The following is a 23,637-nucleotide window of genomic DNA, read 5'->3' as shown; positions in this document are numbered from 1 at the left end:
GAGGCCAAGAGATGTACGACCCCACAGTCGCCCGACTCACCTACCGGGCCCTGCTCGGCCGCCGCCGGGCCCTCATCCTGGGCGCCCTGCCGCTGCTGCTGATCGTGATCTCGGTCGTCGTCCGCGGCCTCGCCGGCGCCGACGACCAGACCGCCGCCGACCTGCTCGGCGGGCTCGCGCTGGCCACGATGGTGCCGATCATCGGCGTCATCGCGGGCACCGGCGCGATCGGCCCGGAGATCGACGACGGCTCCGTCGTCTACCTCCTGTCCAAGCCGCTCAAGCGCCCCACGATCATCTTCACGAAGCTCATCGTGGCGATCGGCGTGACAATGGTGTTCTCGGCCCTGCCGACGCTCATCGCGGGCTTCATCCTCAACGGCAACGGCCAACAGATCGCCGTCGCCTACACGGTGGCCGCGCTGGTCGCCTCGATCGCCTACGCGTCGATGTTCCTGCTCCTGGGCACGGTGTCCCGGCACGCGGTGGTCTTCGGCCTGGTCTACGCCCTGGTCTGGGAGGCCCTGTTCGGCTCCCTGGTCTCCGGCGCCCGCACCCTGAGCGTCCAGCAGTGGTCGCTCGCCGTCGCCCACAAGGTGGCCGGTGGCGACCTGGTCACCTCGGACGTCGGACTGACCACGGCGGTCGTCCTGCTGGTCGTGGTGACGGTCCTGGCGACCTGGTACGCCGGCCAGAAGCTGCGCACGCTGACGCTCGCCGGCGAGGAGTGACGCGACAGACAGACCCCGTGCCCGGACAGCTCCGGATCTTGACGGAGGCTTCACCTCTGTCCGGGCACACTGGGGTAAAGGGGACGGACGGCTAGGAGGAACGGGGATGGCGGAGAAGGCCTCGCAGTACGGGGACGGCGCCTGGGACGACCTGGTCCTGGACGATGACTTCATACGGTCCGCGGAGACGTCCGAGCCGTCCGCCCGGGCCCGTATGCTCGCCGCGCGCTGGCGCCGGGAGGAGCCCGAGCCGCAGCCCTGGCGCTCCGACGAGCCGCCGGCGGGCTGGTTCTTCAGCAAGAGCCGTCGACGCAAGTGGCGCCGCCGGTAGTGCGCAGGTCGGCGCGGCGGTTCGCTGATTTATTCGGTGGCGCCCAACTCGTTCTCCCGGCACAGTGGTTGTCGTCCACCACAAGCTGGGAGAGGAGCCGGACGATGTCCATGCACGGCAGTCCGTCCAGCTCCCGACAGGGCAGTTCACGGCGGACTCCGGTGTAGTTACCCCACCGTCGAGTCCACCCACCCGAACTGTCCGGGGCGGCCGCTTCGAGCACGCGACGTCGCTCTCGCGTGGGCCGCCTTCCCGGAGGATTGGCCGAGTGGAAAGGCACCGGCTTGCGCTGTGTTCCATCAGAAGCGAGTCGTGGTCGGGTGTGAAAGCCCGCGCACGTTCGATCCGTGCATCCTCCGCAAGACGCCGTCACTGAAGACCAAGGCCGAGTGGTCCCGCCCAGGGGCGCGGGGAACTGCGCGACCAGCCCCCACCGGCCCGCAGCATCCCGACGACCTCAAGCCAGCAGTCGCTCCAGGACCACCGCGATCCCGTCGTCCTCATTCGACGAAGTCACCTCGTCGGCAACGGCCTTCAGCTCCTCATGAGCGTTGGCCATCGCCACTCCCCGAGCCGCCCACGCGAACATCGCGATGTCGTTCGGCATATCGCCGAAGGCAATCGTGTCGGCGGCCTTGATGCCGAGACGCCGGGCCGCCAATGACAGCCCCGTCGCCTTCGACAACCCCAGTGGCAACAGCTCGACGATCCCCTCACCGGCCATCGCCACCGTGACGAAACCGCCGGCGGCACGCGTTGCCGCCTCGGCGAGTTCGTCGTCCGTGAGGGTCGGGTGCTGGATGTAGATCTTGTTCAGCGGCGCCGCCCACAGCTCGGACACGTCCGAGAGCGGGGTCGAGGGCAGCGAGCCCGTGACCGCGTACCCGTCGCCGACCAGCACCTCCCCGTCCAGCCCGTCCCGGCTCGCCGCCAGGTACAGCGGACCGACCTCCGCCTCGATCTTGGCCAGGGCCACCGCCGCCAGCTGCCGGTCCAGCGTCACCGAGGTCAGCAGGCGGTGCGCGCCGGCGTCGTAGACCTGTGCGCCCTGGCCGCAGACCGCGAGGCCCTCGTAGCCGAGGTCGTCGAGGATGTGCCGGGTCCAGGGGACCGCGCGGCCGGTCACCACGATGTGCGCGGCGCCGGCCTCCGTGGCCGCCGCCAGGGCGGCACGGGTGCGCGGGGAGACCGACTCGTCGGAACGCAGCAGCGTCCCGTCGAGGTCGGTCGCGATCAGTTTGTACGGGAAGCCGGTGCTCACTTGGCGACCGGCTCCAGCAGCTCCCGGCCGCCGAGGTACGGGCGCAGCACCTCGGGCACGCGCACGGAGCCGTCGGCCAGCTGGTGGTTCTCCAGGATCGCCACGATCGTGCGCGGTACGGCGCACAGCGTGCCGTTGAGCGTCGCCAGCGGCTGCACCTTGTTCTTGCCGTCGCTGGTGTCGCGCATCCGCACGGACAGGCGCCGAGCCTGGAAGCCGTCGCAGTTGGAGGCCGAGGTCAGCTCGCGGTACTTGCCCTGGGTCGGGATCCACGCCTCGCAGTCGTACTTGCGGGAGGCCGACGCGCCGAGGTCGCCCGAGGCCACGTCGATGACCTGGAAGGGCAGCTCGAGGCCGCCCAGCCACTGCTTCTCCCAGTCCAGGAGCCGCTTGTGCTCGTTCTCCGCGTCCGCCGGGTCGACGTACGAGAACATCTCGACCTTGTCGAACTGGTGCACGCGGAAGATGCCGCGGGTGTCCTTGCCGTAGGTGCCGGCCTCGCGGCGGAAGCAGGGCGAGAAGCCCGCGTAGCGCAGCGGCAGCTTGTCGGCGTCGAGGATCTCGTCCATGTGGTACGCGGCGAGCGGGACCTCGGAGGTGCCGACCAGGTAGTAGTCGTCCTTCTCCAGGTGGTACACGTTCTCCGCGGCCTGGCCGAGGAAGCCGGTGCCCTCCATGGCGCGCGGGCGGACCAGCGCGGGGGTCAGCATCGGGGTGAAGCCGGCCTCGGTGGCCTGGGCGATCGCCGCGTTGACGAGAGCCAGCTCCAGCAGGGCGCCGACGCCCGTCAGGTAGTAGAAGCGCGAGCCGGAGACCTTGGCGCCGCGCTCGACGTCGATGGCGCCCAGCGCCTCGCCGAGCTCCAGGTGGTCCTTGGGCTCGAAGCCCTCGGCGGCGAAGTCGCGGATCGTGCCGTGCGTCTCCAGGACGACGAAGTCCTCCTCGCCGCCCACGGGGACGTCGGGGTGCACGAGGTTGCCGAGCTGGAGGAGGAGCCGCTTGGTCTCCTCGTCCGCCTCGTGCTGCTCCGCGTCGGCCGCCTTGACGTCGGCGGCGAGCTGACCAGTCTTCTTGAGCAGCTCGGCCTTCTCGTCGCCGGAGGCCTTGGAGATGAGCTTGCCGATGCTCTTCTGCTCGGAACGCAGCTCGTCGAAGCGGACGCCGGACGACCTGCGCCGCTCGTCGGCGGACAGGAGAGAGTCGACGAGCGCGACGTCCTCTCCACGGGCGCGCTGGGACGCGCGCACACGGTCGGGGTCCTCACGAAGCAGGCGAAGGTCAATCACGCGGTCAAGGCTACCGGTGCGGGGATACGCCTCACGACTCACTATTCGCGACTGCCCCGAAACCGCACCGAATAGCGGCTTGCGTTCCGTTATGCGTCAATTGCGAAGCGTGTCAATAAAGTGCGTCTCACTCCCCGGGACGGGGCAGGCGTGAGGCGCCGCGTTGACTCGATTTCCTTGTGGGGAACGGGATTTGAGGCGGGTGTTGTCCACAGGGAGACACCCTCTCCGCAGAGTTATCCACAGGGTGTGTGGTGGATCTGTGGATTTCGGAATCGATCACTCCGAAACCCGTCCGTCACACCCGAGTTTCATGGGTCAAACCCACCTTTACCACTACTTTCGAGTGGAAAGGGGTCGCCCCAAAGGGTTGCCTAATGGAAAAGAGTGGACGAACGGTGATGTGCGCGCCGGTGGACGCCGTAACGGCCTGAGGACCGATTTGTCGACAAGGTAGTGCTTCACTGTCGACTTGTCCCCAGGTCGAGAAGCGGACCTGTGGATAACTCCTGTGGATAACTAAAATCTGCAGGTAGGACCGGCCGGAAACGTGCCCTGGGACACGTTCCTCAGAAGCGTCCGTCCTGGCACCGCGCCACCCAGTCGGAGGCCGAGAGGAACTCCTCGTCCGAGGTCCCCGGTCGCGGCGCGCGCACGTCCTCGACGCCGATGTCCGCACGCGGGTACGAGCCCAGGAAGCGCACCTCCAGGCAGATCCGCTTCAGCCCCATCAGGGTCTCGGCCACCCGGCGGTCGGAGATGTGGCCCTCGGCGTCGAGACAGAAGCAGTAGTTGCCGATGCCGGCGCCGGTGGGGCGGGACTGGAGCAGCATCAGGTTGACGCCACGGGTCGCGAACTCGCCCAGCAGGTCGCGCAGTCCACCGGGGTGGTCGTCGCGCTGCCACAGCACGACGGACGTCTTGTCGGCGCCGGTCGGCGCGGCGGGCCGGGCGGGCCTGCCCACCAGGACGAACCGCGTCTGCGCGTTCTCGGCGTCGTGGATGTTGGTCTCAAGGGCCTCGAGTCCGTACCGGGCGGCGGCGAACTCACCGGCGAAGGCGGCGTCGTACTGGCCCTCCTGGACCAGCCGGGCCGCGTCCGCGTTCGAGGCGGCCGACTCCCACAGCGCGTCCGGGAGGTTCGCCTTCAGCCAGTTGCGCACCTGCGGCTGGGCGGCCGGGTGCGCGGAGACCGTCTTGATGTCCGAGATCTTCGTGCCCGGCCTGACCAGCAGCGCGAAGGTGATCGACAGCAGCACCTCGCGGTAGATCATCAGCGGGGCGCCCGCGACCAGTTCGTCGAGGGTCGTCGTGATGCCGCCCTCGACGGAGTTCTCGATCGGCACGAAGGCGGCCTCGGCCTCGCCGGTGCGGACCGCGTCCAGCGCGGACTGCACGGACACGTACGGGATCAGCTCCCGGGTGGCCGTCTCCGGAAGAGTGCGCAGGGCGACTTCGGTGAAGGTGCCCTCGGGGCCGAGATAGGCATAGCTCGCTGGCATGACCTCACCCTAATGGCCCTTGCGGGGGCGCCGTGCGCGTGTCTCACGACCGGGTGAATCAGCGTGACCTCAGCTCTCCAGCAGCCGTTGCCCCACGTACTCGCCGTCCGCCGCCCCGCCCGGCACCGCGAAGAGCCCGCTGGCCTCGTGGCGGATGTACTTCGAGAGGGCGTCACCGCGGTCCAGCTTGCGCTGGAGCGGCACGAAGCCGCGCAGCGGATCCGCCTGCCAGCACACGAAGAGCAGCCCGGCGTCCGGGACACCGTCCGCCTCGAAGCCGTCGTGGTACGAGAACGGTCGCCGCAGGATCGCCGCCCCGCCGTTCTGGTCGGGCCTGGTGATCCGGGCGTGCGCGTTGACGGGGACGACCAGCTCGCCGTTCGCGTCGGTCTTCTCCAGGTCCATCGCGGTCGTCTCGGTGCCGCCGGTCAGCGCCGCCCCGGTCGACTTGCGGCGCCCGACGACGTTCTCCTGGGCGGCGAGCGAGAGCTTCTCCCAGTCGTCGAGGAGCATGCGGATCCGGCGTACGACCGCGTAGGAGCCGTTCGCCATCCAGGACGGGTCCTTGGCGCCGGACGCGGGCACGAAGATCCGCCGGTCGAAGTCGGACTCGGTCGGCTTGGGATTGCGGGTGCCGTCGAGCTGGCCCATGAGGTTGCGGGCGGTCATGCGGTGGGCCGTGGCGCCCGGGGTCCGGTTGAAGCCGTTCATCTGCCAGCGGACCCGGGCCGCGCTGCCCGCCTCCTTCTGGATCGCGCGCAGGGCGTGGAAGGCGACCAGGGCGTCGTCGGCGCCGATCTGCACCCACAGGTCGCCGTCGCTGCGCGCCTTGTCGAGCTGGTCGGAGGAGAAGTCGGGCAAGGGGTCGAGGGAGACCGGGCGCTGCTTCTCCAGACCGGTGCGGGAGAAGAAGCTGTGGCCGAAGCCGAAGGTCACCGTCAGCGAGGACGGTCCGGCGTCCCGGGCCACGTCCGTGTCGTCGTGCGCCGCCGCCTCGCCCGCCATGAGCCGCTCGGCGGTCGCCGACCAGCGGCGCAGCAGCGCGGCGGCCTCCTTGCGGCCCGCGCCCGCCGCCAGGTCGAAGGCGACGAGGTGGCCGCGCGCCTGGAGGCCCTCGGTGATGCCCGGCTGATGTGTCCCGTGAAACATCGCCCGGTCGCTGCCGAGCGAGGTGAGCGGGGTCGCCCCGGCGGGCGCGGCGGCATAGCCCACGCCCGCACCGGCCGCGCCGAGCACGAGCCCGGTCGCGCCGGCGCTGCCGAGCAGGGCGCGCCGCGAAACGCCCCTCCCTGGGGTGACGTTCTCGGAATCGCCCCCCTTGTCGCTCTCCTTGAGGGCGACGTTTCCGGAATCGGCCTCCTTGAGGACGACGTTCTCGGAAACGGCCTCCTCGGGGGCGGCCTCGGAGGTGCGGGCCTCGGGGACGGACTGGTCGGTCATGGCGTGGTTCAGCCGATCTGAGCGTTCTTGGAGACGGTCACCTGGTCGATGTCGGAGGTGCGCACGGTCACGGCGACCTTCCAGTCACCGGCCATGGGGATCTGCACCCCGCTCGCCGACCAGTGTCCGGTGGCGACGTGGTCCGGGGCGACCGGCAGCGGTCCGATCTTCTTCGCCTCCAGGGTGAAGGCGACCTTCACCTCGGGGATGTCGAAGGCGCGGCCGTTGGGCCGGGTGACGTAGACGTGCATCTCGTTGCCGCCCACGCGCGCGGGGTCGAAGTCGACCGACACGACACCCTTGCCGTCGGTGCCGCCGGTGTCGAACGACATGGTCAGGGTCAGCGCCCCGGACGAGGAGTCGGACGCGGAGGAAGAGGACGACGAGGAGGCGTTGGCCGCCTTGGCATCCTCCTCGGTGCGCCCCGGCTCGGTCTGCGTCAACACCGTGGTGACGGCGAGCAGCACGACGGCCACACCGGCCTCGGCGAGCACGGACCGGCGCAGCCCGAAGCGGCGCGGATCGGCGTCCCGCTGCCGCTTCTGCAGTGCGGTCGCGACGGCGGCCTTCTGCCGGGCGAGCTGAGCGGCCCGCTTGGAGCCGGAAGCGGTCTTCGAGTCACCGGAACCCGAACCCGAACTGGAACCGGAACCCGAACCGGAGCCTGAATCCGCGCCCTTGGCGCCCTTGCCGGCGGAGCCACCGGCCCGTGCGGCGGCGGGCTCCTTCTCACCGAGGACGCCCTCCTCAGCCGTATCCGTGTCGGTGGCGGTCGTGGCCGTCCCCGCCAACTGTCCGGTCCAGCGCCGCGAGATGAACGCGATGCCCACCAGCACCGCCACGAGCCCGATCTTGACCAGCAGCAGCTGCCCGTACCCCGTGTCGGTGAAGGCCGACCAGGAGCCGAGCTGGCGCCAGGACTGGTAGATGCCGGTCGCGACGACCGCGACCACGCTGCCGAAGGCGACCTGGGAGAAGCGGCGTACGGCCGGGGCCTCGATCGGGACCTCGGACCGGTACAGCGCGACGAGCAGCGCGGACAGCCCGCCCAGCCAGGTGGCGACGGCCAGCAGGTGGATGACGTCGACCGGCATCGCGATGCCCGGCTGAAGGCCGGTCGAGGCGTGCTCGGCCAGCGCCCAGCTCGCCGCGAGCCCGGCGGCCACCACGGACCCGCCGATCGCGAGCCCGAAGGTCAGATCCTGCTTCTCCTCGGCCTCCCGCTTCTCGTACGCGCCGAAGAGCACCGCGATGAAGAGGGCCGCCGCGGCGAGCAGCAGCAGCCGGGAGATCAGGGCCGCGCCCGTCTTGGTCTGGAGCACCTGCCCGAGCAGGTTCAGGTCGAAGATCGCGCCGACCTTGCCGGAACTGGTGTAGGAGCCGCGCAGGAGCAGCAGCAGAAGGGTGGACGCGGTGATCGTCAGCCACCCGGAGACCACGAGGCGCTGCACGGGCCGCACGCCGGCCCCGCGCTGCCAGCAGGCCAGTACGAAGGCGCCCCCGCCGACCATGAGGATGAAACCGGCGTACGACATGTACCGCCCGAAGCCGTACAGCCAGCCGACGACTCCGCCGCCGACGGTCTCGTCGGAGACCGAGACGGTGGTCGTGGAGGGGGCGCCGATGGAGAAGGTGAAGGCGCCGGCGACGGGGTGGCTGTCGGCCGAGACGACCTGCCAGGACACCGTGTAGGTGCCGTCGGGCAGGCCGCTGTGCAGCGGTACGGCGTACGTCGTGCCGCTGGTCTCGGTCGGTTTGCCGGTGTCGACGCGTTTGCCCTTGGGGTCAAGGACACGCAGGGAGTCGCTGGAGGTGGCCACCTTCTCGGAGAAGGTGAGCGCCACCTCGGTGGGCGCCTTGTCGACCACCACCCCCTGAGCGGGGTCGCTGCCGGTCAGCGCGGCGTGCGCGGAGGCCGGTCCGGCGCCGGCGAGCAGCGCGCCGAAGACGGCCAGGAACAGCAGCACCAGCGTGCGCGTGCGGCGGGCGGTGATGGTCGGTGTCACGGTCGTGCCTCCCTCAGTGGCCGGTCGCAGGGTTGTACGTGGCCGACTTCACCGGCATCTCGACCGTGATCGGGCCGGACTTGGCGAAGTGCAGTTCGACGGTCACGTTCTCGCCCTGCTTCGGCTTCCGCTTCAGCTTCTCGAACATCAGGTGATTACCGCCGCTCTTGAACACGAGTTGACCGTGTGCGGGCACATCGAGGGACGTGACCTCCTCCATCGACTGCCCGACCGTCTCGTGCACGGAGACGCTGCCCGCGGCGGCGCTGGTGACCGAGGTCAGTTCGTCCTTCGCGCCGCCCTTGTTGGCGATGGTCAGGAAGCCGGCCGCCATGTCCGAGACCGGCTGGGGCATGTACGAGGAGCTGACGGACAGTTCGGCCTTGTTGTCGCCGGAACCTCCGCACCCGGTCAGGACGACCGCCCCCGCCAGCACCGCGGCGGGCAGCGCGAGGCGCCGCACGGGAAGGGCGAGGTGCCTCACGGGTTCTCACCCTTGATCAGCTTGGGGAGGTCCTTGGTGTAGTCGTCGACGGTCGCGTCCTCGCCGTACAGGACGTAACCGCCGTCGGTCTTCGGTGAGAAGGCGATGACCTGGGTGCCGTGCACCGAGACGACCTTGCCGGTCTTCTTGTCCTTGTGGGTCGGCTCGATGGAGATGCCCAGGGTGCGGGCGCCGGCCTGGATGGTGGCGAAGTCGCCGGTCAGGCCGACGATCTGGGAGTCGATGCCCTTGAGCCACTTGCCCAGTTCGGCCGGGGTGTCACGGCCCGGGTCGGTGGTCACGAACACGATCCGCAGCTTGTCCTGCTCCGCCTTCGGCAGCTGCTTCTTGGCGACGGCGAGGTTGTTCATCGTCAGCGGGCAGATGTCGGGGCAGTGGGTGTAGCCGAAGTAGACCAGGGTCGGCCGGCCCGCGGTCTCCTTGCGGAGGTCGTACTTCTCGCCCTTGGTGTCGGTCAGGACGAGGTCGGGCTTCTCGAACGGCTTGTCCAGCACGGTCGCGGCCTTCTGCGAGGTGTCCTCGGAGACCACGGCGACCGGTGAGTTGTCGCTGTCGCCGCTGCCGCAGGCGGAGAGAGTGAAGGAGGCGGCGGCGAGCAGCGCGGCCGCGGCGAACGTCTTCTTGCGCATAGAAAAATGTCCCAGATGTGAGAGCTCCGCTGTGCACCGGGGTCGCCCGGACCCCGGTGCACGCGGACCGGAGTGGCCTCAGGCGTCGGTACGCCGACGGCCGGCCAGCACGCCGTACGCCACGCCCAGCGCGCCCACCACGATCCCGACGACGCCGAGCACGCGCGCGGTGGTGTCACTGCTGTCGGAGGAGGAGGCGGTGGTCTCGGCGGCCGTCTTCTCGGTCGCCTCGGTGTCGTCGGAGGCGTCCTCGGCGGTCGTCGAGCCGTGGTGGTCCTCGGTGGCGGCCGAGAGGGCGAGCACCGGGGCCGGGTTCTCGGGCTCCTCCTGGCCGTCCTCCTGGACCTCGATCCAGCGCACGACCTCCTTGTTGGAGTACGTCTGGATCGCCTTGAAGACCAGTTCGTCGGCGTCCTCGGGCAGGGCGCCCACGGAGACCGGGAACTTCTGGAAGTAGCCGGGCTCGACGCCCTTGCCCGTGGCGGTCCAGGTGATCTTGGAGACCGCCTCGCTGATCTTCTCGCCGTGCATCTCCAGCGGCTTGGCCAGCTTCGCCTTGGTGACCTGGATCTTCCAGCCGGCCATCGGCTCCGGCATCGCCGAGGCCAGCGGGTGGTCGGTCGGGAAGGAGACCTCCAGCTTGGTCGTCGAGGCGTCGTCGCGCTCGTTGGGGACCTTGAAGTCCACGACGGCGTAACCGCCCTTGGCGGCGGCGCCTTCGGCGGCCACGCTGACGTGCGCGAAGGCGGGCGAGGACAGGACGACGACGGCAGCGGCGGCGACGGCGCCGGTGGTGGCGAGACGGGAAGACTTCATGGCAGGGAGCACTCCGATTCGAGTGTGGTTCCGGTGATCCGGATGGTCTGAGGGGCGCGGGTGCCGAACGGGCACGCACGCGTGTGCCGCACGACGGCGGCCCCTCTCCGGTCCCGGCGGATGTCCCCAGGGATGCGTCCAGCCGGAGGTGTCCCGCTGGATACGGAGTGGCGGTCGCGTCGCGTCAGGCGGCGAGGGCGAGAACGCGTGCGTCGGCGGCCGGCGGACCGCGCCTGATCACCGTGTGCTGGAGCGCGGCGGTACGCGGCCGGGGCGGCGCGAGCAGGGCGGTGCGCGGCGGCCCCGGGACCGTGGCGGGCGTGGCCGGGAGCCCGGCACGCAGGGCGCGCACCAGGGCGAGCGCCGCGCGCAGGGACCGTACGAGCGCCCCCTCGGTCAGGGAGAGGGCGGACAGTTCGACGAGCCGTCGCACGGCCAGGTCCCCGCGGCGCAGCAGCCAGCCGGCGGCGATCCCCGCGAGGACGTGCGCGAGCAGCATCGGCAGGGACGGCAGCAGCGAGGCGGCCGAACCGGCACTGGACAGGGCGTCCGCGGGGTGGTGCATGGAGCCCATGTCCATGCCCGACATGCCCGTGGCCGGATCGGTGGTGAGCCGGGCGTCGGAGAGGATCTGACGCGCCTGGGTGGGGCTGATGGCCGCCGCGGTGGTGCCGCAGACGATCCGGGCCGCCCGCTCCACGAGGGACAGGTCCGTCGTCGACATCGACGCCATCGAGGACGCCGAACCGGACGTCATGCCCGCCATGTTCGTCATGCCGTGCTGTCCGAGTCCGAACAGCGTGTGCAGCACGGTCTGGCCGAGGGCGAGGAGGGCCGCGATCCCGGGCAGCGAGCGCTCGCGTCCGGCGAGCGGGGCCGCGACCAGGACGACGCCGACGAAGCCCGCGAGGAGCGTCCACGGCGGGACCGTGGCGCAGGAGGCGACCGCGTGACCTGCCCCGGCCAGCACGACGCAGACCGCGGCGAACACCGCGGCCCGCAGGATCCGGAGGTCTCTTCCGGAACGCGCCGTACGCTCGTGGGGGGCAGTCATGGCGGGCTCATCATCGCACTGGGCTTACGGCTCCCATACGGCAGGTCCGCAAGATGACATAACAACCGGAAGATCACTCTCTGGACCGGGCCGCCCTCACATACACCGATTCCACCCGAGGCACATCGACCGTATGGGCGGTATCACGTCAACTCCACGCTTATACCCGGGCACTGGCGGCAATAGGTAACGGTATGTCGAGCCGCGGCCAGAGAGGCTGGAGCATGAGCATCTGGTGGTCACTCCATCTGCGCCGCGAGGCCGCGAGCGTGCCGCTCGCGCGGCGCCTGCTGCTCGGCACCATGGAGACCGCGGGCGTCGACCCGGACGTCTCCTACGACCTCTCGGTCGCCCTCAGCGAGGCCTGTGCGAACGCCGTCGAGCACGGCGGTTCCGCCGCGTCCGGCGGCTCCTCGGAGGCGTACCGGGTCACCGCGTACCTGGACGGCGTCAAGTGCCGTATCGAGGTGACCGATTCGGGCCCCGGCTTCACCGCCCCGGCCGTCCTGGCCCGCCCCGCCCGCACGGACTCCGAGCACGGCCGGGGTCTGACCCTGATCCAGGAACTCGCCGACCACGTCCACATCGGCAACAAGCCGGGCCGCGCGGGCACGGTGGTGAGCTTCGACAAGATCCTCAAGTGGCAGGAGGACGCACCGCTGATGGCGGTGTAGATCCACTGCGCTCGGCTTCGGGCCCACCTCACTTCTGCGGGCGCTGTCTCGTCACTGGGGCATGAACACGAAAATCCGGTACGCGGCTCTCGGCCTGCTGGCCGTGGTGGCCCTGTACACAGGCTTCTGGGCGTACTTCTCCCCGACGGGTTGGTACGCGAACTTCCCCGGCCTCGGACTGAGCTGGCTGCCTCAGCTGGGCCCCTACAACGAACACCTCGCGAAGGACGCCGGCGCCATGTTCCTGGCGCTGGGCGCCCTGACGCTCATCGCCCTGCGCTCCGTGCGCAACACCCGGCTGGTGCAGACGACGGGCGCGGTGTGGCTGGTCTTCAACGTCCTGCACTTCAGCTATCACGTGCAGCACCTCGACATGTACGGGACGCGTGACCAGGTGCTCAACGTGGTGTTCCTGGCCGCGCTGGTGCTGTTGGCGATCGTCCTGCTGCTGCCGGTCCGGTCCGTCCGAGAGGGCGGCACCCGATGACGTACGGGACGATGAGTGCGAAGGAGAGGCGCGGTATGCGGATCGCGGTGGCGGGCGGGACCGGGCTGGTCGGACGGCTGGTGGTCGAGGAACTGACCGCGGCGGGGCAGGAGCCGGTGGTGCTGTCCCGGTCGCGCGGGGTGGACCTCGTCGCCGGTACGGGACTCGACGCGGCCCTCGCGGGCGTGGACGCGGTCGTCGACGTGAGCAACGTGATGACGACGAGCGCAAAGAACTCCGTCGCGTTCTTCGAGAGCGCGAGCCGCAATCTCCTGGACGCCGAAGCGCGGGCCGGCGTACGGCATCACGTGGCGCTGTCGATCGTCGGCATCGACCGGGTCGGCCTCGGCTACTACCAGGGCAAACTCCGTCAGGAGGAGATCGTCAGGAGCGGTCCGACGCCGTGGACGGTGCTGCGCGCCACGCAGTTCCACGAGTTCGCGGAGCAGACCCTCGACCGGATCCCGAAGCCCCTCGCCGTGGTGCCCCGGATGCGCACCCAGCCGGTCGCGGCCCGCGAGGTCGCCCAGGATCTCGTGCGACTCGTGCTGGCCCCGGCCCAGGGCATGGCCCCCGACCTCGCCGGACCGCGGGTCGAGCAGCTCGTCGACATGGTGCGGCGGCTGCTGAAGGCCCGCCACCAGCGCCGCCTGCTCGTGCCGGTCAGGCTCCCCGGCGCCACGGGCGCGGCCATGATCGGCGGCGGCCAGCTGCCGACCGGACCGGGCACGCAAGGGACCCAGACCTTCGACGCCTGGCTCGCCGACCACGTCGTACAGGGAGGCTGACCGCGCCGTGCCCCCGCCGACCGGACCCGACCAGGACCCCACCCTCGGCTCGCTCAGGACCGAGCGGCGCCGGCTGCTCAACCTCGGCTACCGGATGCTCGGGTCGGTGCAGGACGCCGAGGACGTGGTCCAGGAGACGTACGCCCGCTGGTACGCCCTGCCCGAGGAGAAGCAGCGGTCGATCGAGGTACCGCTGGCCTGGCTGACCCGGGTCGCCTCGCGCATCTGCCTCGACCAGCTCGCCTCGGCCCGGGTGCGCCGGGAGCGCTACACCGGCGAGTGGCTGCCCGAGCCCGTCCGGCACGGCGCCACCTGGACCAGTACCGGCGAGGACGCGGGCGGCGACGATCCCGCCGACCGGATCACCCTCGACGAGTCGGTCAGCATGGGGATGCTCGTGGTCCTGGACTCGGTCACGCCCGCGGAGCGCGTCGCCTTCGTGCTCCACGACGTCTTCGGCGTGCCGTTCGCGGAGATCGCCGAGACGGTGGGTCGCAGCTCCGCGGCCTGCCGCCAGCTCGCCGCGTCCGCGCGCCGCCGGCTGGCCGACCAACGGCCCGGCGGCAGTACGGCGCAGGAGCACCGGCGGGTCGTCTCCGCGTTCCGTGCGGCGTGCGAGACGGGCGACCTCGACGCGCTCGTCGCCCTGCTCGATCCCGCCGTCGAGTCGCGCAGCGACGGCGGCGGCAAGGTGCGGGCCGCTCTGCGCCCGATCGTCGGCCGCGACAAGGTGGCCCGGCTCTTCCTCGGTCTCATGCGCCGGGAACCCGAGGTGGAACTCGTGGACGAGGACGTCAACGGCACGCCCGGTGTGGTGGTCAACATCCACGGCACCACCTTCGCCGTCCTCGCCGCGGAGGTCCGCGACGGCCTGATCACCGACCTCTGGCTGGTGGTCAACCCGGACAAGCTGCACGCGTGGACCGCCTGACGGAGTGCGCGGCAGGTGCCCCCGTCCCTCGGCTTCCCCGGCGCTCACAGGTTGCTCTTATCCCGACCCGACATCCTTGACGGCCGGGGTACTTACCTTCCCGCTGATGACGGGATGCAGAGGAGGCATCCATGAGCAGCCGTGCGGACGAGACGCTGGCGAGGACCGCGGTGGCCGCGCTGACCGGGCAGCTGGCGCTGGCTCCCAAGCCGGGCCTGCCCGACCCGCGCGACCTCGGCGCGCGCGCCCGCTGCCGGGACCACGGTTCGCTGCGCTGGTCGGCCAAGGCGCTCGCCCCTGGCCTCGCGGCGATGGCCGCCGCCGCCCGCCGCATCGGAGAGCCCACGCCCGCGTTACGGGCCGAGTTGGGCGCGATCGGCAGATCCACCGAGCACTCCGTGGGCCTCACGGGCGGCGGCCACAAGGGTGCCCTGTGGGCGCTCGGCTTCCTCGTCGCGGCCGCCGCGCTCACCCCCGGCGCCGGTGGCCGCGAGACGGCCGCGGTGGCCAAGCGGATCGCCGCCTTCAACGACAAGGGTGCCCCGCGCCGGCCCTCGCGCGGCTCGTCGATCTCCGTGAAGTACGGCGCCGCGGGCGCCCGGGGCGAGGCCCGCGCCGGATTCCCGCACGTACGCCGGGCGTTGGACGCCCTCGCGACGGCCCGCTCGGCCGGCGCCACGGAGACCGAGGCCCGCCTGGACGCCCTGTGCACCGTGATGTCCACCCTCCAGGACACGGAACTGCTGTACACCGCAGGCCCGTTGGGCCTGCGGCACGTGCAGGCGGGCGCCCGCGGGGTGCTCGAAGCAGGCGGTACGTCGACGGCGGCGGGCGCCGAAGCCCTCGCGAGCCTCGACGCCGATCTGCACGCACGCGCGTGGAGCCCGCGGGGGAGCGCAGGCCTGCTGGCGGGGGCGCTCTTCCTGGACGCCCTGCCGGTCAGCTCGCGAGCACCGGCCGCCTGACCGGCTCGCTCTCGGCGCCCGCCGCCCGGCCCGCCGCCCGCCGGGTCGCAGGGCCCATCGCGTACGACGCCACCACGGTCGCCCCGCCCAGCAGCAGCCACCCGGGCGTCCCCCACCCCACGAGCAGCGAGGTCAGCACCAGCGGCCCCATCGTCCGGGCCACCGTGACGCCGGTCCCGAAGAACCCCTGGTACTCGCCGACCCGGTCGGCCGGCGCCAGGTCGAAGGACAGCTGCCAGGACCCGGCCGACTGCCCCATCTCGGCGACCACCTGAAGCACCGCCCCGACCACGAGCACGCCCACCGCGACCCACGGCGACACCCCGGCCGACAGCGCGAACACCGCGCACGCCGCGAGCATGATCCACCCCGACCGCCGCACCGCGCGCGTGGCCGACGCGAGCCCGCTGATCCCGCGCGCGGTCCGCACCTGGAACAGCATCACGACCCCGGTGTTGAGCACGAACAGCGCGGAGACCAGCCAGGTCGGCGCCTCGGTCCGCTCGGCGATCCACAGCGGCAGCCCGAGGCTCAGCAGTGGCATCCGCAGCAGCAGCACGGTGTTGAGGAGGGTGATCACGGCGTACGGGCGGTCCCGCAGCACGCCGAGCGAGTCCCGCCGGCGGGCGGCGACGGGCGCCGGCGACGGCAGCCGCAGCAGTACCCCGGCGCACAGCAGGAAGCTCAGCGCGTCCAGTGCGAACACCCCGAGATACGCGCCCCTGGTCCCCGCCTGCAACGCCAGTCCGCCCAGACCCGCGCCCACCGCGAGCCCGGCGTTGAGCGTCGATTGGAGATGCGCGAGCAGCCCGGTCCGCTCCCCGGCGGACACCAGCCCCGCCAGCAGCGCCTGCCGGGCCGCGGCAAGGCCCGACTGCGCCGTCGCGTACGCGCACGCGGCCGCCACGAACGGCACGAAGTCCCGTACGACCAGGAAGGACGCCACCGCCAAGCCGGTCGCGAGGGCCAGCAGCACCGCCGTGCCGCGCGGCCCGCGCCGGTCGGCGAGCCGCCCCAGCGGCACCCCGGCCAGCGAGCCGACGGCCCAGGCGACGGTCAGCCCGAGCCCCACGCGCGCGGGGGCGAGCCCCACGACGTGGGTGAAGTAGAGCGCCGAGGTCACGTAGTAGGCGCCGTCACCGACGGAGTTGGTCAACTGGGCGAGCGCCAGGGTCCGTTGGGGGCCGGCGGGCGGGACTAGGCGAGAGCTGCGGCGAGGGGTCATGAGTACGACGGTAGGGGCTTATTGGGCCGTCGAGCAGGCCCAATTATCGACCGTCTCATTGGTCCAATTACAGACCTCGGCCGTCCTCGGTCGTCCTCGCTGTCCTCGATAGTCCTCAGTCGTCCGCCAGCACCTTGCCCAGCGCCTCCAAGGCCTCCGGATACACGCGCTCCCGGGGCGTCCCGTACCCCACGACCAGTCCCTGCGGGCGCCCGTCCGCGGGTGTGTGCCAGTGGTCGCCGAGGCGGCCCACCGCGAGGCCCTCCGCCTCGGCCCGCGCGAGCACCTCCGTCTCGTCGCCGACCTCCACGAGCGCGTGCAGCCCGGCCGCGATGCCGCGCACGCCGCGCCGGTTGCCGAGCCGGTCCAGGAGTTGGTCGCGGCGGCGCCGGTATCTGAGCCGGCACGCGCGCACGTGACGGTCGTAGGCGTGGCTCTCGATCAGTTCGGCGAGCGCCAACTGGCCGATGGTCTCGGTGTGGTGGTCGCTGTGCAGCTTGGCATCGGCGACCGCGTCGACCAGGTGCGGCGGCAGGACCATCCAGCCGAGTCGCAGGGCAGGGCCGAGGGTCTTGGAGGCGGTGCCCAGGTAGACGACCTGGCCGGGGGCCATGCCCTGGAGCGCGCCGACCGGCTGGCGGTCGTAGCGGAACTCCCCGTCGTAGTCGTCCTCGATGATCAGCGCGCCACGCGCGCGTGCCCAGTCGGTGAGCGCCCGTCGCCGTGTGGGGTGCAGGGTCACGCCGGTCGGGTACTGGTGGGCCGGTGTGACGACCACGGCGGCGACCTCGCCCAACTGATCGGGGCACACTCCCCGTTCGTCCACCGCGACGGGCACCACGGTCCCGCCGTTGCGCCGGACCACTTCGCGGTGGAAGGGCAGCCCCGGGTCCTCCATGGCGATGTCGGCGCCGTCCAGCACGCGCGTGAGGAGGGCGAGCCCCTGCACATAGCCGGAGGTGATCACGATCCGCTCGGGCGGCGCGATCACGCCCCGCGTGCGCCCCAGATACCCCGACAGCGCCGTCCGCAGCTCGATCCGCCCGCGCGGATCCCCGTAGTCGTACGCCAGCAGGGGAGCCGTCGCGATGGCCCGGCGCAGCGCCCGCAGCCAGGCCGCCGCCGGGAACGCCCCGACGTCCGGGCTCCCGGGCCGCAGGTCGAAGCGGGGCGCACGCGCGTGTGCCGCCGCGTCGGGGGCCTCGGTGTCGGTCGAGGGCAGCTGCGCGACCTGCGTGCCCGAGCCCTGCCGCGCGGTCAGATAGCCCTCGGCGACGAGCTGGTCGTAGGCGGCCTTGGCGGTGCCCCGCGAGATCCCGAGCTCACCGGCCAGCCGTCTGGTCGCCGGCAAGCGGGTCCCGGGCGACAACCGCCCGTCCCGCACGGCGTCCCGCAGCGCCCGCTCGAGACCGACCCGGCGCCCGTCACCGGCCTCCGGCTCCAGATGCAGATCGACACCGACACCGGACCAGAAGTCCCCCACGAAAACCTTCCCCCTCAGGTACGTGAATCACGGCGCATGCGTCGAGGCATGCGCACCGGGCATACGCATCACGGCACGTGAATGGCCGGGCACCGCACTGGTACCCGGCCATCCTTCGTGTGTCAGCCCTTGAGCGAGGCCATCCACGCCTCGACGTCGTCGGACCGCCTGGGCAGCCCGTCCGACAGGTTCCTGTTGCCGTTCTCCGTCACCAGGATGTCGTCCTCGATGCGGACGCCGATCCCGCGGTACTCCTCGGGCACGGTCAGGTCGTCGGCCTGGAAGTACAGCCCCGGCTCGACGGTCAGCACCACGCCCGGCTCCAGCGTCCCGTCGACGTACGACTCCACGCGCGCGGCGGCGCAGTCGTGGACGTCCATGCCGAGCATGTGACCCGTGCCGTGCAGCGTCCAGCGCCGCTGGAGCCCCAGCTCCAGGACTCGCTCCACGGGTCCCTCGACCAGCCCCCACTCGACGAGCTTCGTGGCCAGCACGTGCTGCGCCGCGTCGTGGAAGTCGCGGTACTTGGCGCCCGGCTGCACCGCCGCGATGCCGGCCTCCTGGGCCTCGTACACGGCGTCGTAGACCCGCTTCTGGACCTCGCTGAAGCGGCCGTTGACGGGCAGCGTGCGGGTGACGTCCGCGGTGTAGTACGTGTGTGTCTCGACGCCCGCGTCCAGCAGGAGCAGGTCGCCGGAGCGCACCGGGCCGTCGTTGCGCACCCAGTGCAGGGTGCAGGCGTGCGCGCCCGCGGCGGCGATCGTGCCGTAGCCGATGTCGTTGCCCTCCACGCGCGCGCGGAGGAAGAAGGTGCCCTCGATGTAGCGCTCGCTGGTCGCCTCGGCCTTGTCGAGGACCTTCACGACGTCCTCGAAGCCGCGGACAGTCGAGTCCACGGCCTTCTGCAGCTCGCCGATCTCGAACGCGTCCTTGACCAGCCGAGCCTCGGAGAGGAAGACCCGCAGTTCCTCGTCGCGCTCGGCGGTGACCTTGTCGGTCAGGGCCGCCTCGACGCCTGCGTCGTAGCCGCGCACGACCCGCACCGGGCCGGTCGCCTCGCGCAGCTTGTCCGCCAGCTCGCGCACGTCGGAGGCGGGGATGCCGTGGAGCGTGCCGGCCTCGGTCAGCGAGTGGCGGCGGCCGACCCACAGCTCGCCCTGGCCGGAGAGCCAGAACTCGCCGTTGTCGCGGTCGGAGCGCGGCAGCAGGTAGATCGTCGCCTCGTGGCCCTCGGCCGTGGGCTCCAGGACCAGGACGCCGTCCTCGGTCTGGTTGCCGGTGAGGTACGCGTACTCGACCGACGCCCGGAAGGGGTAATCGGTGTCGTTCGAGCGGGTCTTGAGATTGCCGGACGGGATCACCAGACGGTCGCCCGGGAAGCGGGCGGAGAGCGCGGCCCGGCGGGCGGCGGTCTCGGCGACCTGGGCGATCGGCTCCAGGTCACGCAACTCGGTGTCGGCCCAACCGGACTTCATGATCTCGGCCAGCTCGTCGGACACGCCCGGGTACAGGCCGTTCTTGCGCTGCTTGATCGGCTCTTCGCTCTCTTCCGGGGTCGCCGGTGTGAGCTCCTCCGCCACGGTCATCCTCCTAGATACGGCACTGGACCCCCTCCATCGTACGGTCGTACGGAAGGGGTCCCAGGGCCGGAAGGCCTGTTACCGACGGCAGCGGCGCACTCCGTGAGAACGCACGCCCTGAACTCACGCCGCACGCCCCGGCAGTCGGCACCGGTTCCGCCCCCTGACTCCGGTTCCGACGTCGACCGACGCCTCGCCCACCTGCGTGGACTCATGCCGACTCCACGCCCGAGCGCCACGCAGTGGCGGTCACTCGAAGCGGGCCGCCAGCAACACCACGTCCTCCGCGCTGTCCTGCGCGTCCAGGCCGTCCGGCAGCATCGTGCGCAGGACGTGCTCGGCGATCGCGTCCGGGTCGTGGCGTACTGCCTTCGGGACGCCGGCCGCGGCCGCGTGCAGGCGGGCGAAGGCGCGGTCGGTGGCGTCGCCGGTGCGGTGCAGCAGGCCGTCGGTGTAGAGGAGCACGGTCTCGCCGGGCTCGGCCTGGAGCTCCACGCTCGGCGCCTCCCAGCAGGCCAGCATGCCCAGCGGCGCGGAGACGGAGGTCTCCACGAACTCCGTTCGCCGCTCGCCGACCAGCAGCGGCGGACAGTGTCCGGCACCGGCGAGGGTGATCTTGCGCAGCGCGGGTTCGCAGAAGGCGAACAGGGCGGTGGCCGAGCGGGCGGGCTCGGTCAGCCGCATCAGCAGCTCCAGATCGGACAGGACGGCGACCGGGTCCTCGCCCTCCATCACGGCGTACGCCCGCAGGCTCGCCCGCAGCCGGCCCATCGCGGCGACCGCGCTCGGCCCGGAGCCGGTGACCGAGCCGACCGCGAGACCCAGCGCCGCGTCCGGCAGCGGCAGCGCGTCGTACCAGTCGCCGCCCCCGCGCGGGCCGGTACGGTGCCGGGCCGCGAGCTGGACGCCGGCCACCCGGGGGAGCCGGGACGGCAGCAGCTCCTCGGAGATCGTCGCCACGCACGCGCGCGTGCGCTCCACCTCGACCAGCAGCGCCAGGTGCTCGGCGGCACACCGGGCGTAGAGGCCGATCAGGTGCCGCTGCCGCTCGACCGGCTCGGCGGGCTCGTCGTAGAGCCACACGGCGGCGCCGATCCGGCCCGCGCTCTCGGCGGTCAGCGGGAGGGCGTAGCAGGCCGCGTAGCCCAGGCGCGCGGCGACCTCGCGGTGACGGGGGTCCAGGCTGTCCTCGGCGAGCAGGTCCGGCTCGGCGATCTCGCCGTCCGCGCCCGGCAGTCCGTCGAGGATGCGGCCGTAGGACATCGCGCTGCGCGGCACGGTCTCGATGTGACCGAGGTCGGCCCGGGCCAGACCCAGGCCGATCGTCGTGTCGGGGCCCAGGCCGTCGCCCGGTTCCAGGACGACGAGTCCGCGCCGGGCGCCCACGAGGGCGGCTCCGGCGTGCAGGAGTTCCTGGAGCGCGCCGTCGAGTGTGTCGGTGCGGGCGAGCCGTTCCGTGAGTTCGTGGAGGGTCGTGAGGTCCGAGACCCAACCGGCGAGACGGTCCTGGAGCAGGGCGCTCGGGGCGCCTGGAGAGGTGCCCGGGACGGCAGGCGCGGGCGCGACAGTGTGTGCGGGCGAGGGAACCGTTGAATCGATTCCGGCCACTTTCGGAGGGTGAGGGGCGTTCATGGCGTCCGGCTTTCCGACCGGTGCGTATTGCTCAAAAGCATCGCAAACCCCCATGTCATTCTGCGCCGCTAGCGGTGTCTCCACATGTACACGCACTCGTGAGGGGATGTCCAGCATTGTCCTGCCGGGATTCCTGGTGTCCATGGGCAACCAGTGCACCCCTTGCGGAAAAGCAAAGTTGGCTTAAAACTGACTCGGGTAACGGGGTATTGCGGTCGACTGGCCTTGCTCCACGGAGCGTCACACCGGTCGTGATGGGTACGTACTCGGAGAAGGCCAGGGGTGGTTGACAGTCACCCGGAACCTGGTGACCGACCCGAGCGTCTTAGCCACCGACGACCGTGCCCCATCCTCCCGTGGCGGAGGCGAAGAGAAGAATGCGGGACGGCAAAACGCCAGACTTCGCCACCCCCACGCCACGCCCATGCTTTTGATGGATGCAGCGATACGGCATGGACGAGGCTGCCGAGGAAGCAGCCGACGCTCGGCCCATAGGGGTTCCCTCTGGTTTTCGCAGGGGTGTGATGCGCCAACAGGTACGCACAGTGAAGTGATCGACACATGATGTGATGTGGCCCACGGTGTTGCCAGCGGTGCAACGGAAAGGAACGAGCGCTCATGCGCGAGATCCTCGGAAAGCGACGCAGGCTCCTGTCCCAGCGCAGCGACGGGGGGCCTGAACTGATCAGCGCGGCCCTGACCTTCGCGACCCAATGGCAGTGGCCCGTACTCCCGGGCGTGGCGGCGGACCCGCAGGGTCGCTGCGGCTGCCCGGACCCGGAGTGCACGGTGCCCGGTGCCCACCCCTTCGACCCCGGCCTGCTGGCCGGCACCACCGACGCCCGCATGGTGCGCTGGTGGTGGACCAACCGACCCACCGCGCCGATCATCCTGGCCACCGGTGGCAAGGCACCCTGCGCGGTCAGCCTGCCGGCCCTCGCGGCCTCGCACGCCCTGGCCGCACTCGACCGCAGGGGCATGCGGCTCGGCCCGGTCGTCGCGACGGCGAGCCGTTGGGCGTTCCTCGTGAAGCCGTACTCCATGGAGCAGTTGGGCGAACTGCTCTACGCCAAGGACTTCGTCCCCGGCTCCCTGCGCTTCCACGGCGAGGGCGGCTACCTCGCCCTGCCCCCGTCCGAGTCGGGCGAGGGCGAGATCCGCTGGGAGCGCGCTCCACTGCCCGGCACCGCCTCTCCCTGGGTGCCCGACGTCGAGGCCGTGGTGGACGCGGTCGTCGAGGCCCTCACTCGTACGGGTGTGAGCGCCCCCGAGTTGTAGGGGTGTCCGGCGCGCGCGGGACTGCCCACCCGCGCGCGGAAGTTATCTTCCGTCCATGCTGCGCGAATCCGGGGGACACAGCGCCCCACAGCCGCCTCACGGCGGGCCTGACCCCCGAAGAGTTCGTCTCCTCGCCCTCGCGGGCGTCGTGGTCGCCGCGGTCGTACTGCCGCTGGCCGTGGCGTCCGCGGGCCCGGTGGGCGACGCGGGCCACGCGGTCGTCCGTGCCCCCGCCGCCGTACGCTCCTCCCCGGCCGACGACGCCAAGGCGGCGCCCTCCGTCGAGCCCACCCGCTCCCCCCTCCTGCTCGGCCTCGGTCTGGCCACCGCCGCGCGCTGCGGCCCCCAACTCACCTCGCCCGACGGCATCGAAGCGCAGACCTGTGTCCTCACCCAGGGTGAGGAGACCTGGGCGCGCACCTACTACCGCAACGCCACCGGTGACGCCCTGGACGCCGTCCTGACCCTCATGGCCCCCGCCGACCGCACGGTGCGGATGAACTGCGCGGTGGGCGCGGGGGACGATCCGGGGACGTGTGAGACACCACGGGAGCGCAGTCAGGGCGGACCCGACGCCTACACGGCGGTCGCGGAGTTCGCGGCGCGAGCCGGACGCGGGCCTTTGCTGCTGCGCTCGGGCAGCGACCCGGGTGGCGAGCCCGCGGCACATCCGGAAGCCGACTCGGCGGGCAACTCCGGGGCCTCTACGGGCAGTTGACAGAGGCCCGCGCTCCGTAAACGAAGGGCGGGCATGCAAAGACCCGGTTGCTGGCGACGGGGGATGCACCAGCAACCGGGCTACTCGAACGGTAACAAGAGATCGGCGGTTCGCAAATTCGATCCGGGCTTTCCAGTCACGGATTCGCTTGTGGAGAGCGGGACTTGTGACCGGAGTCACCGATTCCGAGTCTGCGGGTCGAGCCGGCCGATCGGCCGGGGGGGCCCCCGCGCGGGCCCCGCCGGTCACATTGGGGGGCCGGGCGGGGGGGGGTGCCGCCCCGCGCGCGGGGCGCGGGGGGGGGGGGGGGGCCCG

22 protein-coding genes and 1 tRNA gene are annotated in these 23,637 nt (G+C 71.5%); 10 read left to right on the top strand and 13 right to left on the bottom strand.

Features of this window, described 5'->3' with window-relative positions:
• The first annotated feature begins 11 nt into the window (after nucleotides 1–11).
• The 3 genes from ACIP6U_RS21555 to ACIP6U_RS21545 all read left to right on the top strand — a co-directional run bounded on the left by ACIP6U_RS21555 (nucleotide 12) and on the right by ACIP6U_RS21545 (nucleotide 1,421).
• Nucleotides 12–731, top strand: coding sequence for an ABC transporter permease subunit (locus ACIP6U_RS21555; protein ID WP_401720069.1), 720 nt, complete (start codon nucleotides 12–14; stop codon nucleotides 729–731).
• A 106-nt stretch (nucleotides 732–837) separates the two neighbouring features.
• Nucleotides 838–1,062, top strand: coding sequence for a hypothetical protein (locus ACIP6U_RS21550; protein ID WP_401720067.1), 225 nt, complete (start codon nucleotides 838–840; stop codon nucleotides 1,060–1,062).
• Between the two features lie 254 nt (nucleotides 1,063–1,316).
• Nucleotides 1,317–1,421 (top strand) — tRNA-OTHER (locus tag ACIP6U_RS21545).
• A 98-nt stretch (nucleotides 1,422–1,519) separates the two neighbouring features.
• On the opposite strand, the gene ACIP6U_RS21540 is transcribed toward ACIP6U_RS21545, so the two are convergent.
• The 9 genes from ACIP6U_RS21540 to ACIP6U_RS21500 form a co-directional block, all read right to left on the bottom strand.
• Nucleotides 1,520–2,323 (bottom strand): HAD family hydrolase, encoded by an 804-nt coding sequence (locus tag ACIP6U_RS21540; RefSeq protein WP_401720065.1) that lies wholly within the window; start codon nucleotides 2,321–2,323, stop codon nucleotides 1,520–1,522.
• Nucleotides 2,320–3,609, bottom strand: coding sequence for a serine--tRNA ligase (gene serS, locus ACIP6U_RS21535; RefSeq protein ID WP_401720062.1), 1,290 nt, complete (start codon nucleotides 3,607–3,609; stop codon nucleotides 2,320–2,322). The genes ACIP6U_RS21540 and serS overlap by 4 nt, the downstream gene beginning before the upstream one ends.
• Before the next feature lie 569 nt (nucleotides 3,610–4,178).
• The gene (pheA, locus tag ACIP6U_RS21530; RefSeq protein WP_401720059.1) at nucleotides 4,179–5,111 is read right to left on the bottom strand and encodes a prephenate dehydratase; all 933 of its coding nucleotides are present in this window, start codon (nucleotides 5,109–5,111) and stop codon (nucleotides 4,179–4,181) included.
• A gap of 69 nt (nucleotides 5,112–5,180) precedes the next feature.
• Nucleotides 5,181–6,551: an iron uptake transporter deferrochelatase/peroxidase subunit gene (efeB, locus tag ACIP6U_RS21525; RefSeq protein ID WP_401720056.1), complete on the bottom strand. Its 1,371-nt coding sequence runs from the start codon at nucleotides 6,549–6,551 to the stop codon at nucleotides 5,181–5,183.
• An 8-nt stretch (nucleotides 6,552–6,559) separates the two neighbouring features.
• Nucleotides 6,560–8,557 carry a copper resistance CopC/CopD family protein gene (locus ACIP6U_RS21520; protein WP_401720053.1) on the bottom strand — a complete coding sequence of 666 codons (1,998 nt, stop codon included), beginning with the start codon at nucleotides 8,555–8,557 and terminating at the stop codon, nucleotides 6,560–6,562.
• A gap of 13 nt (nucleotides 8,558–8,570) precedes the next feature.
• A complete protein-coding gene (locus ACIP6U_RS21515) occupies nucleotides 8,571–9,020 on the bottom strand; it encodes a copper chaperone PCu(A)C (protein WP_401720590.1) in 450 nt (149 codons plus the stop codon).
• Nucleotides 9,021–9,037: 17 nt separating this feature from the next.
• Nucleotides 9,038–9,691 (bottom strand): SCO family protein, encoded by a 654-nt coding sequence (locus ACIP6U_RS21510; protein ID WP_401720050.1) that lies wholly within the window; start codon nucleotides 9,689–9,691, stop codon nucleotides 9,038–9,040.
• A gap of 78 nt (nucleotides 9,692–9,769) precedes the next feature.
• Complete coding sequence (locus ACIP6U_RS21505) at nucleotides 9,770–10,507, bottom strand: YcnI family protein (protein ID WP_401720047.1); 738 nt, start codon at nucleotides 10,505–10,507, stop codon at nucleotides 9,770–9,772.
• Between the two features lie 184 nt (nucleotides 10,508–10,691).
• A complete protein-coding gene (locus tag ACIP6U_RS21500) occupies nucleotides 10,692–11,561 on the bottom strand; it encodes a hypothetical protein (RefSeq protein WP_401720044.1) in 870 nt (289 codons plus the stop codon).
• Between the two features lie 224 nt (nucleotides 11,562–11,785).
• On the opposite strand from ACIP6U_RS21500, the gene ACIP6U_RS21495 reads away from it, so the two are divergent.
• The 5 genes from ACIP6U_RS21495 (at nucleotide 11,786) to ACIP6U_RS21475 (ending at nucleotide 15,406) form a co-directional block, all read left to right on the top strand.
• On the top strand, nucleotides 11,786–12,235 hold the full coding sequence (locus ACIP6U_RS21495) for an ATP-binding protein (RefSeq protein WP_401720042.1): 450 nt from the start codon (nucleotides 11,786–11,788) through the stop codon (nucleotides 12,233–12,235).
• Between the two features lie 61 nt (nucleotides 12,236–12,296).
• Nucleotides 12,297–12,722 (top strand): hypothetical protein, encoded by a 426-nt coding sequence (locus ACIP6U_RS21490; RefSeq protein ID WP_401720039.1) that lies wholly within the window; start codon nucleotides 12,297–12,299, stop codon nucleotides 12,720–12,722.
• Between the two features lie 35 nt (nucleotides 12,723–12,757).
• Nucleotides 12,758–13,510 (top strand): SDR family oxidoreductase, encoded by a 753-nt coding sequence (locus ACIP6U_RS21485; RefSeq protein ID WP_401720037.1) that lies wholly within the window; start codon nucleotides 12,758–12,760, stop codon nucleotides 13,508–13,510.
• Nucleotides 13,511–13,517: 7 nt separating this feature from the next.
• Nucleotides 13,518–14,441 carry an RNA polymerase sigma factor SigJ gene (gene sigJ, locus ACIP6U_RS21480; protein ID WP_401720034.1) on the top strand — a complete coding sequence of 308 codons (924 nt, stop codon included), beginning with the start codon at nucleotides 13,518–13,520 and terminating at the stop codon, nucleotides 14,439–14,441.
• Nucleotides 14,442–14,572: 131 nt separating this feature from the next.
• Nucleotides 14,573–15,406 (top strand): triphosphoribosyl-dephospho-CoA synthase, encoded by an 834-nt coding sequence (locus ACIP6U_RS21475; protein ID WP_401720031.1) that lies wholly within the window; start codon nucleotides 14,573–14,575, stop codon nucleotides 15,404–15,406.
• On the opposite strand, the gene ACIP6U_RS21470 is transcribed toward ACIP6U_RS21475, so the two are convergent.
• The 4 genes from ACIP6U_RS21470 to ACIP6U_RS21455 form a co-directional block, all read right to left on the bottom strand.
• Complete coding sequence (locus tag ACIP6U_RS21470) at nucleotides 15,381–16,631, bottom strand: MFS transporter (protein ID WP_401720028.1); 1,251 nt, start codon at nucleotides 16,629–16,631, stop codon at nucleotides 15,381–15,383. The genes ACIP6U_RS21475 and ACIP6U_RS21470 overlap by 26 nt on opposite strands.
• A 115-nt stretch (nucleotides 16,632–16,746) precedes the next feature.
• A complete protein-coding gene (locus ACIP6U_RS21465; protein ID WP_401720026.1) occupies nucleotides 16,747–18,114 on the bottom strand; it encodes a PLP-dependent aminotransferase family protein in 1,368 nt (455 codons plus the stop codon).
• A 122-nt stretch (nucleotides 18,115–18,236) separates the two neighbouring features.
• Nucleotides 18,237–19,700, bottom strand: coding sequence for an aminopeptidase P family protein (locus ACIP6U_RS21460; RefSeq protein ID WP_401720024.1), 1,464 nt, complete (start codon nucleotides 19,698–19,700; stop codon nucleotides 18,237–18,239).
• Nucleotides 19,701–19,943: 243 nt separating this feature from the next.
• Nucleotides 19,944–21,443: a PP2C family protein-serine/threonine phosphatase gene (locus tag ACIP6U_RS21455; protein WP_401720588.1), complete on the bottom strand. Its 1,500-nt coding sequence runs from the start codon at nucleotides 21,441–21,443 to the stop codon at nucleotides 19,944–19,946.
• Between the two features lie 501 nt (nucleotides 21,444–21,944).
• On the opposite strand from ACIP6U_RS21455, the gene ACIP6U_RS21450 reads away from it, so the two are divergent.
• Together ACIP6U_RS21450 and ACIP6U_RS21445 are read left to right on the top strand one after the other, a co-directional pair.
• Entirely contained in the window at nucleotides 21,945–22,604 is a 660-nt protein-coding gene (locus tag ACIP6U_RS21450; RefSeq protein ID WP_401720021.1) for a bifunctional DNA primase/polymerase, read from the top strand.
• A gap of 55 nt (nucleotides 22,605–22,659) precedes the next feature.
• Nucleotides 22,660–23,322: a hypothetical protein gene (locus ACIP6U_RS21445; RefSeq protein ID WP_401720018.1), complete on the top strand. Its 663-nt coding sequence runs from the start codon at nucleotides 22,660–22,662 to the stop codon at nucleotides 23,320–23,322.
• Nucleotides 23,323–23,637 lie beyond the last annotated feature (315 nt).

This window comes from Streptomyces sp. NPDC088794, from assembly GCF_044750545.1.
Lineage (GTDB): Bacteria > Actinomycetota > Actinomycetes > Streptomycetales > Streptomycetaceae > Streptomyces.
The sequence above is the reverse complement of the archived record's forward strand: the minus strand, read 5'-3'. Positions and strand labels throughout refer to the sequence as shown.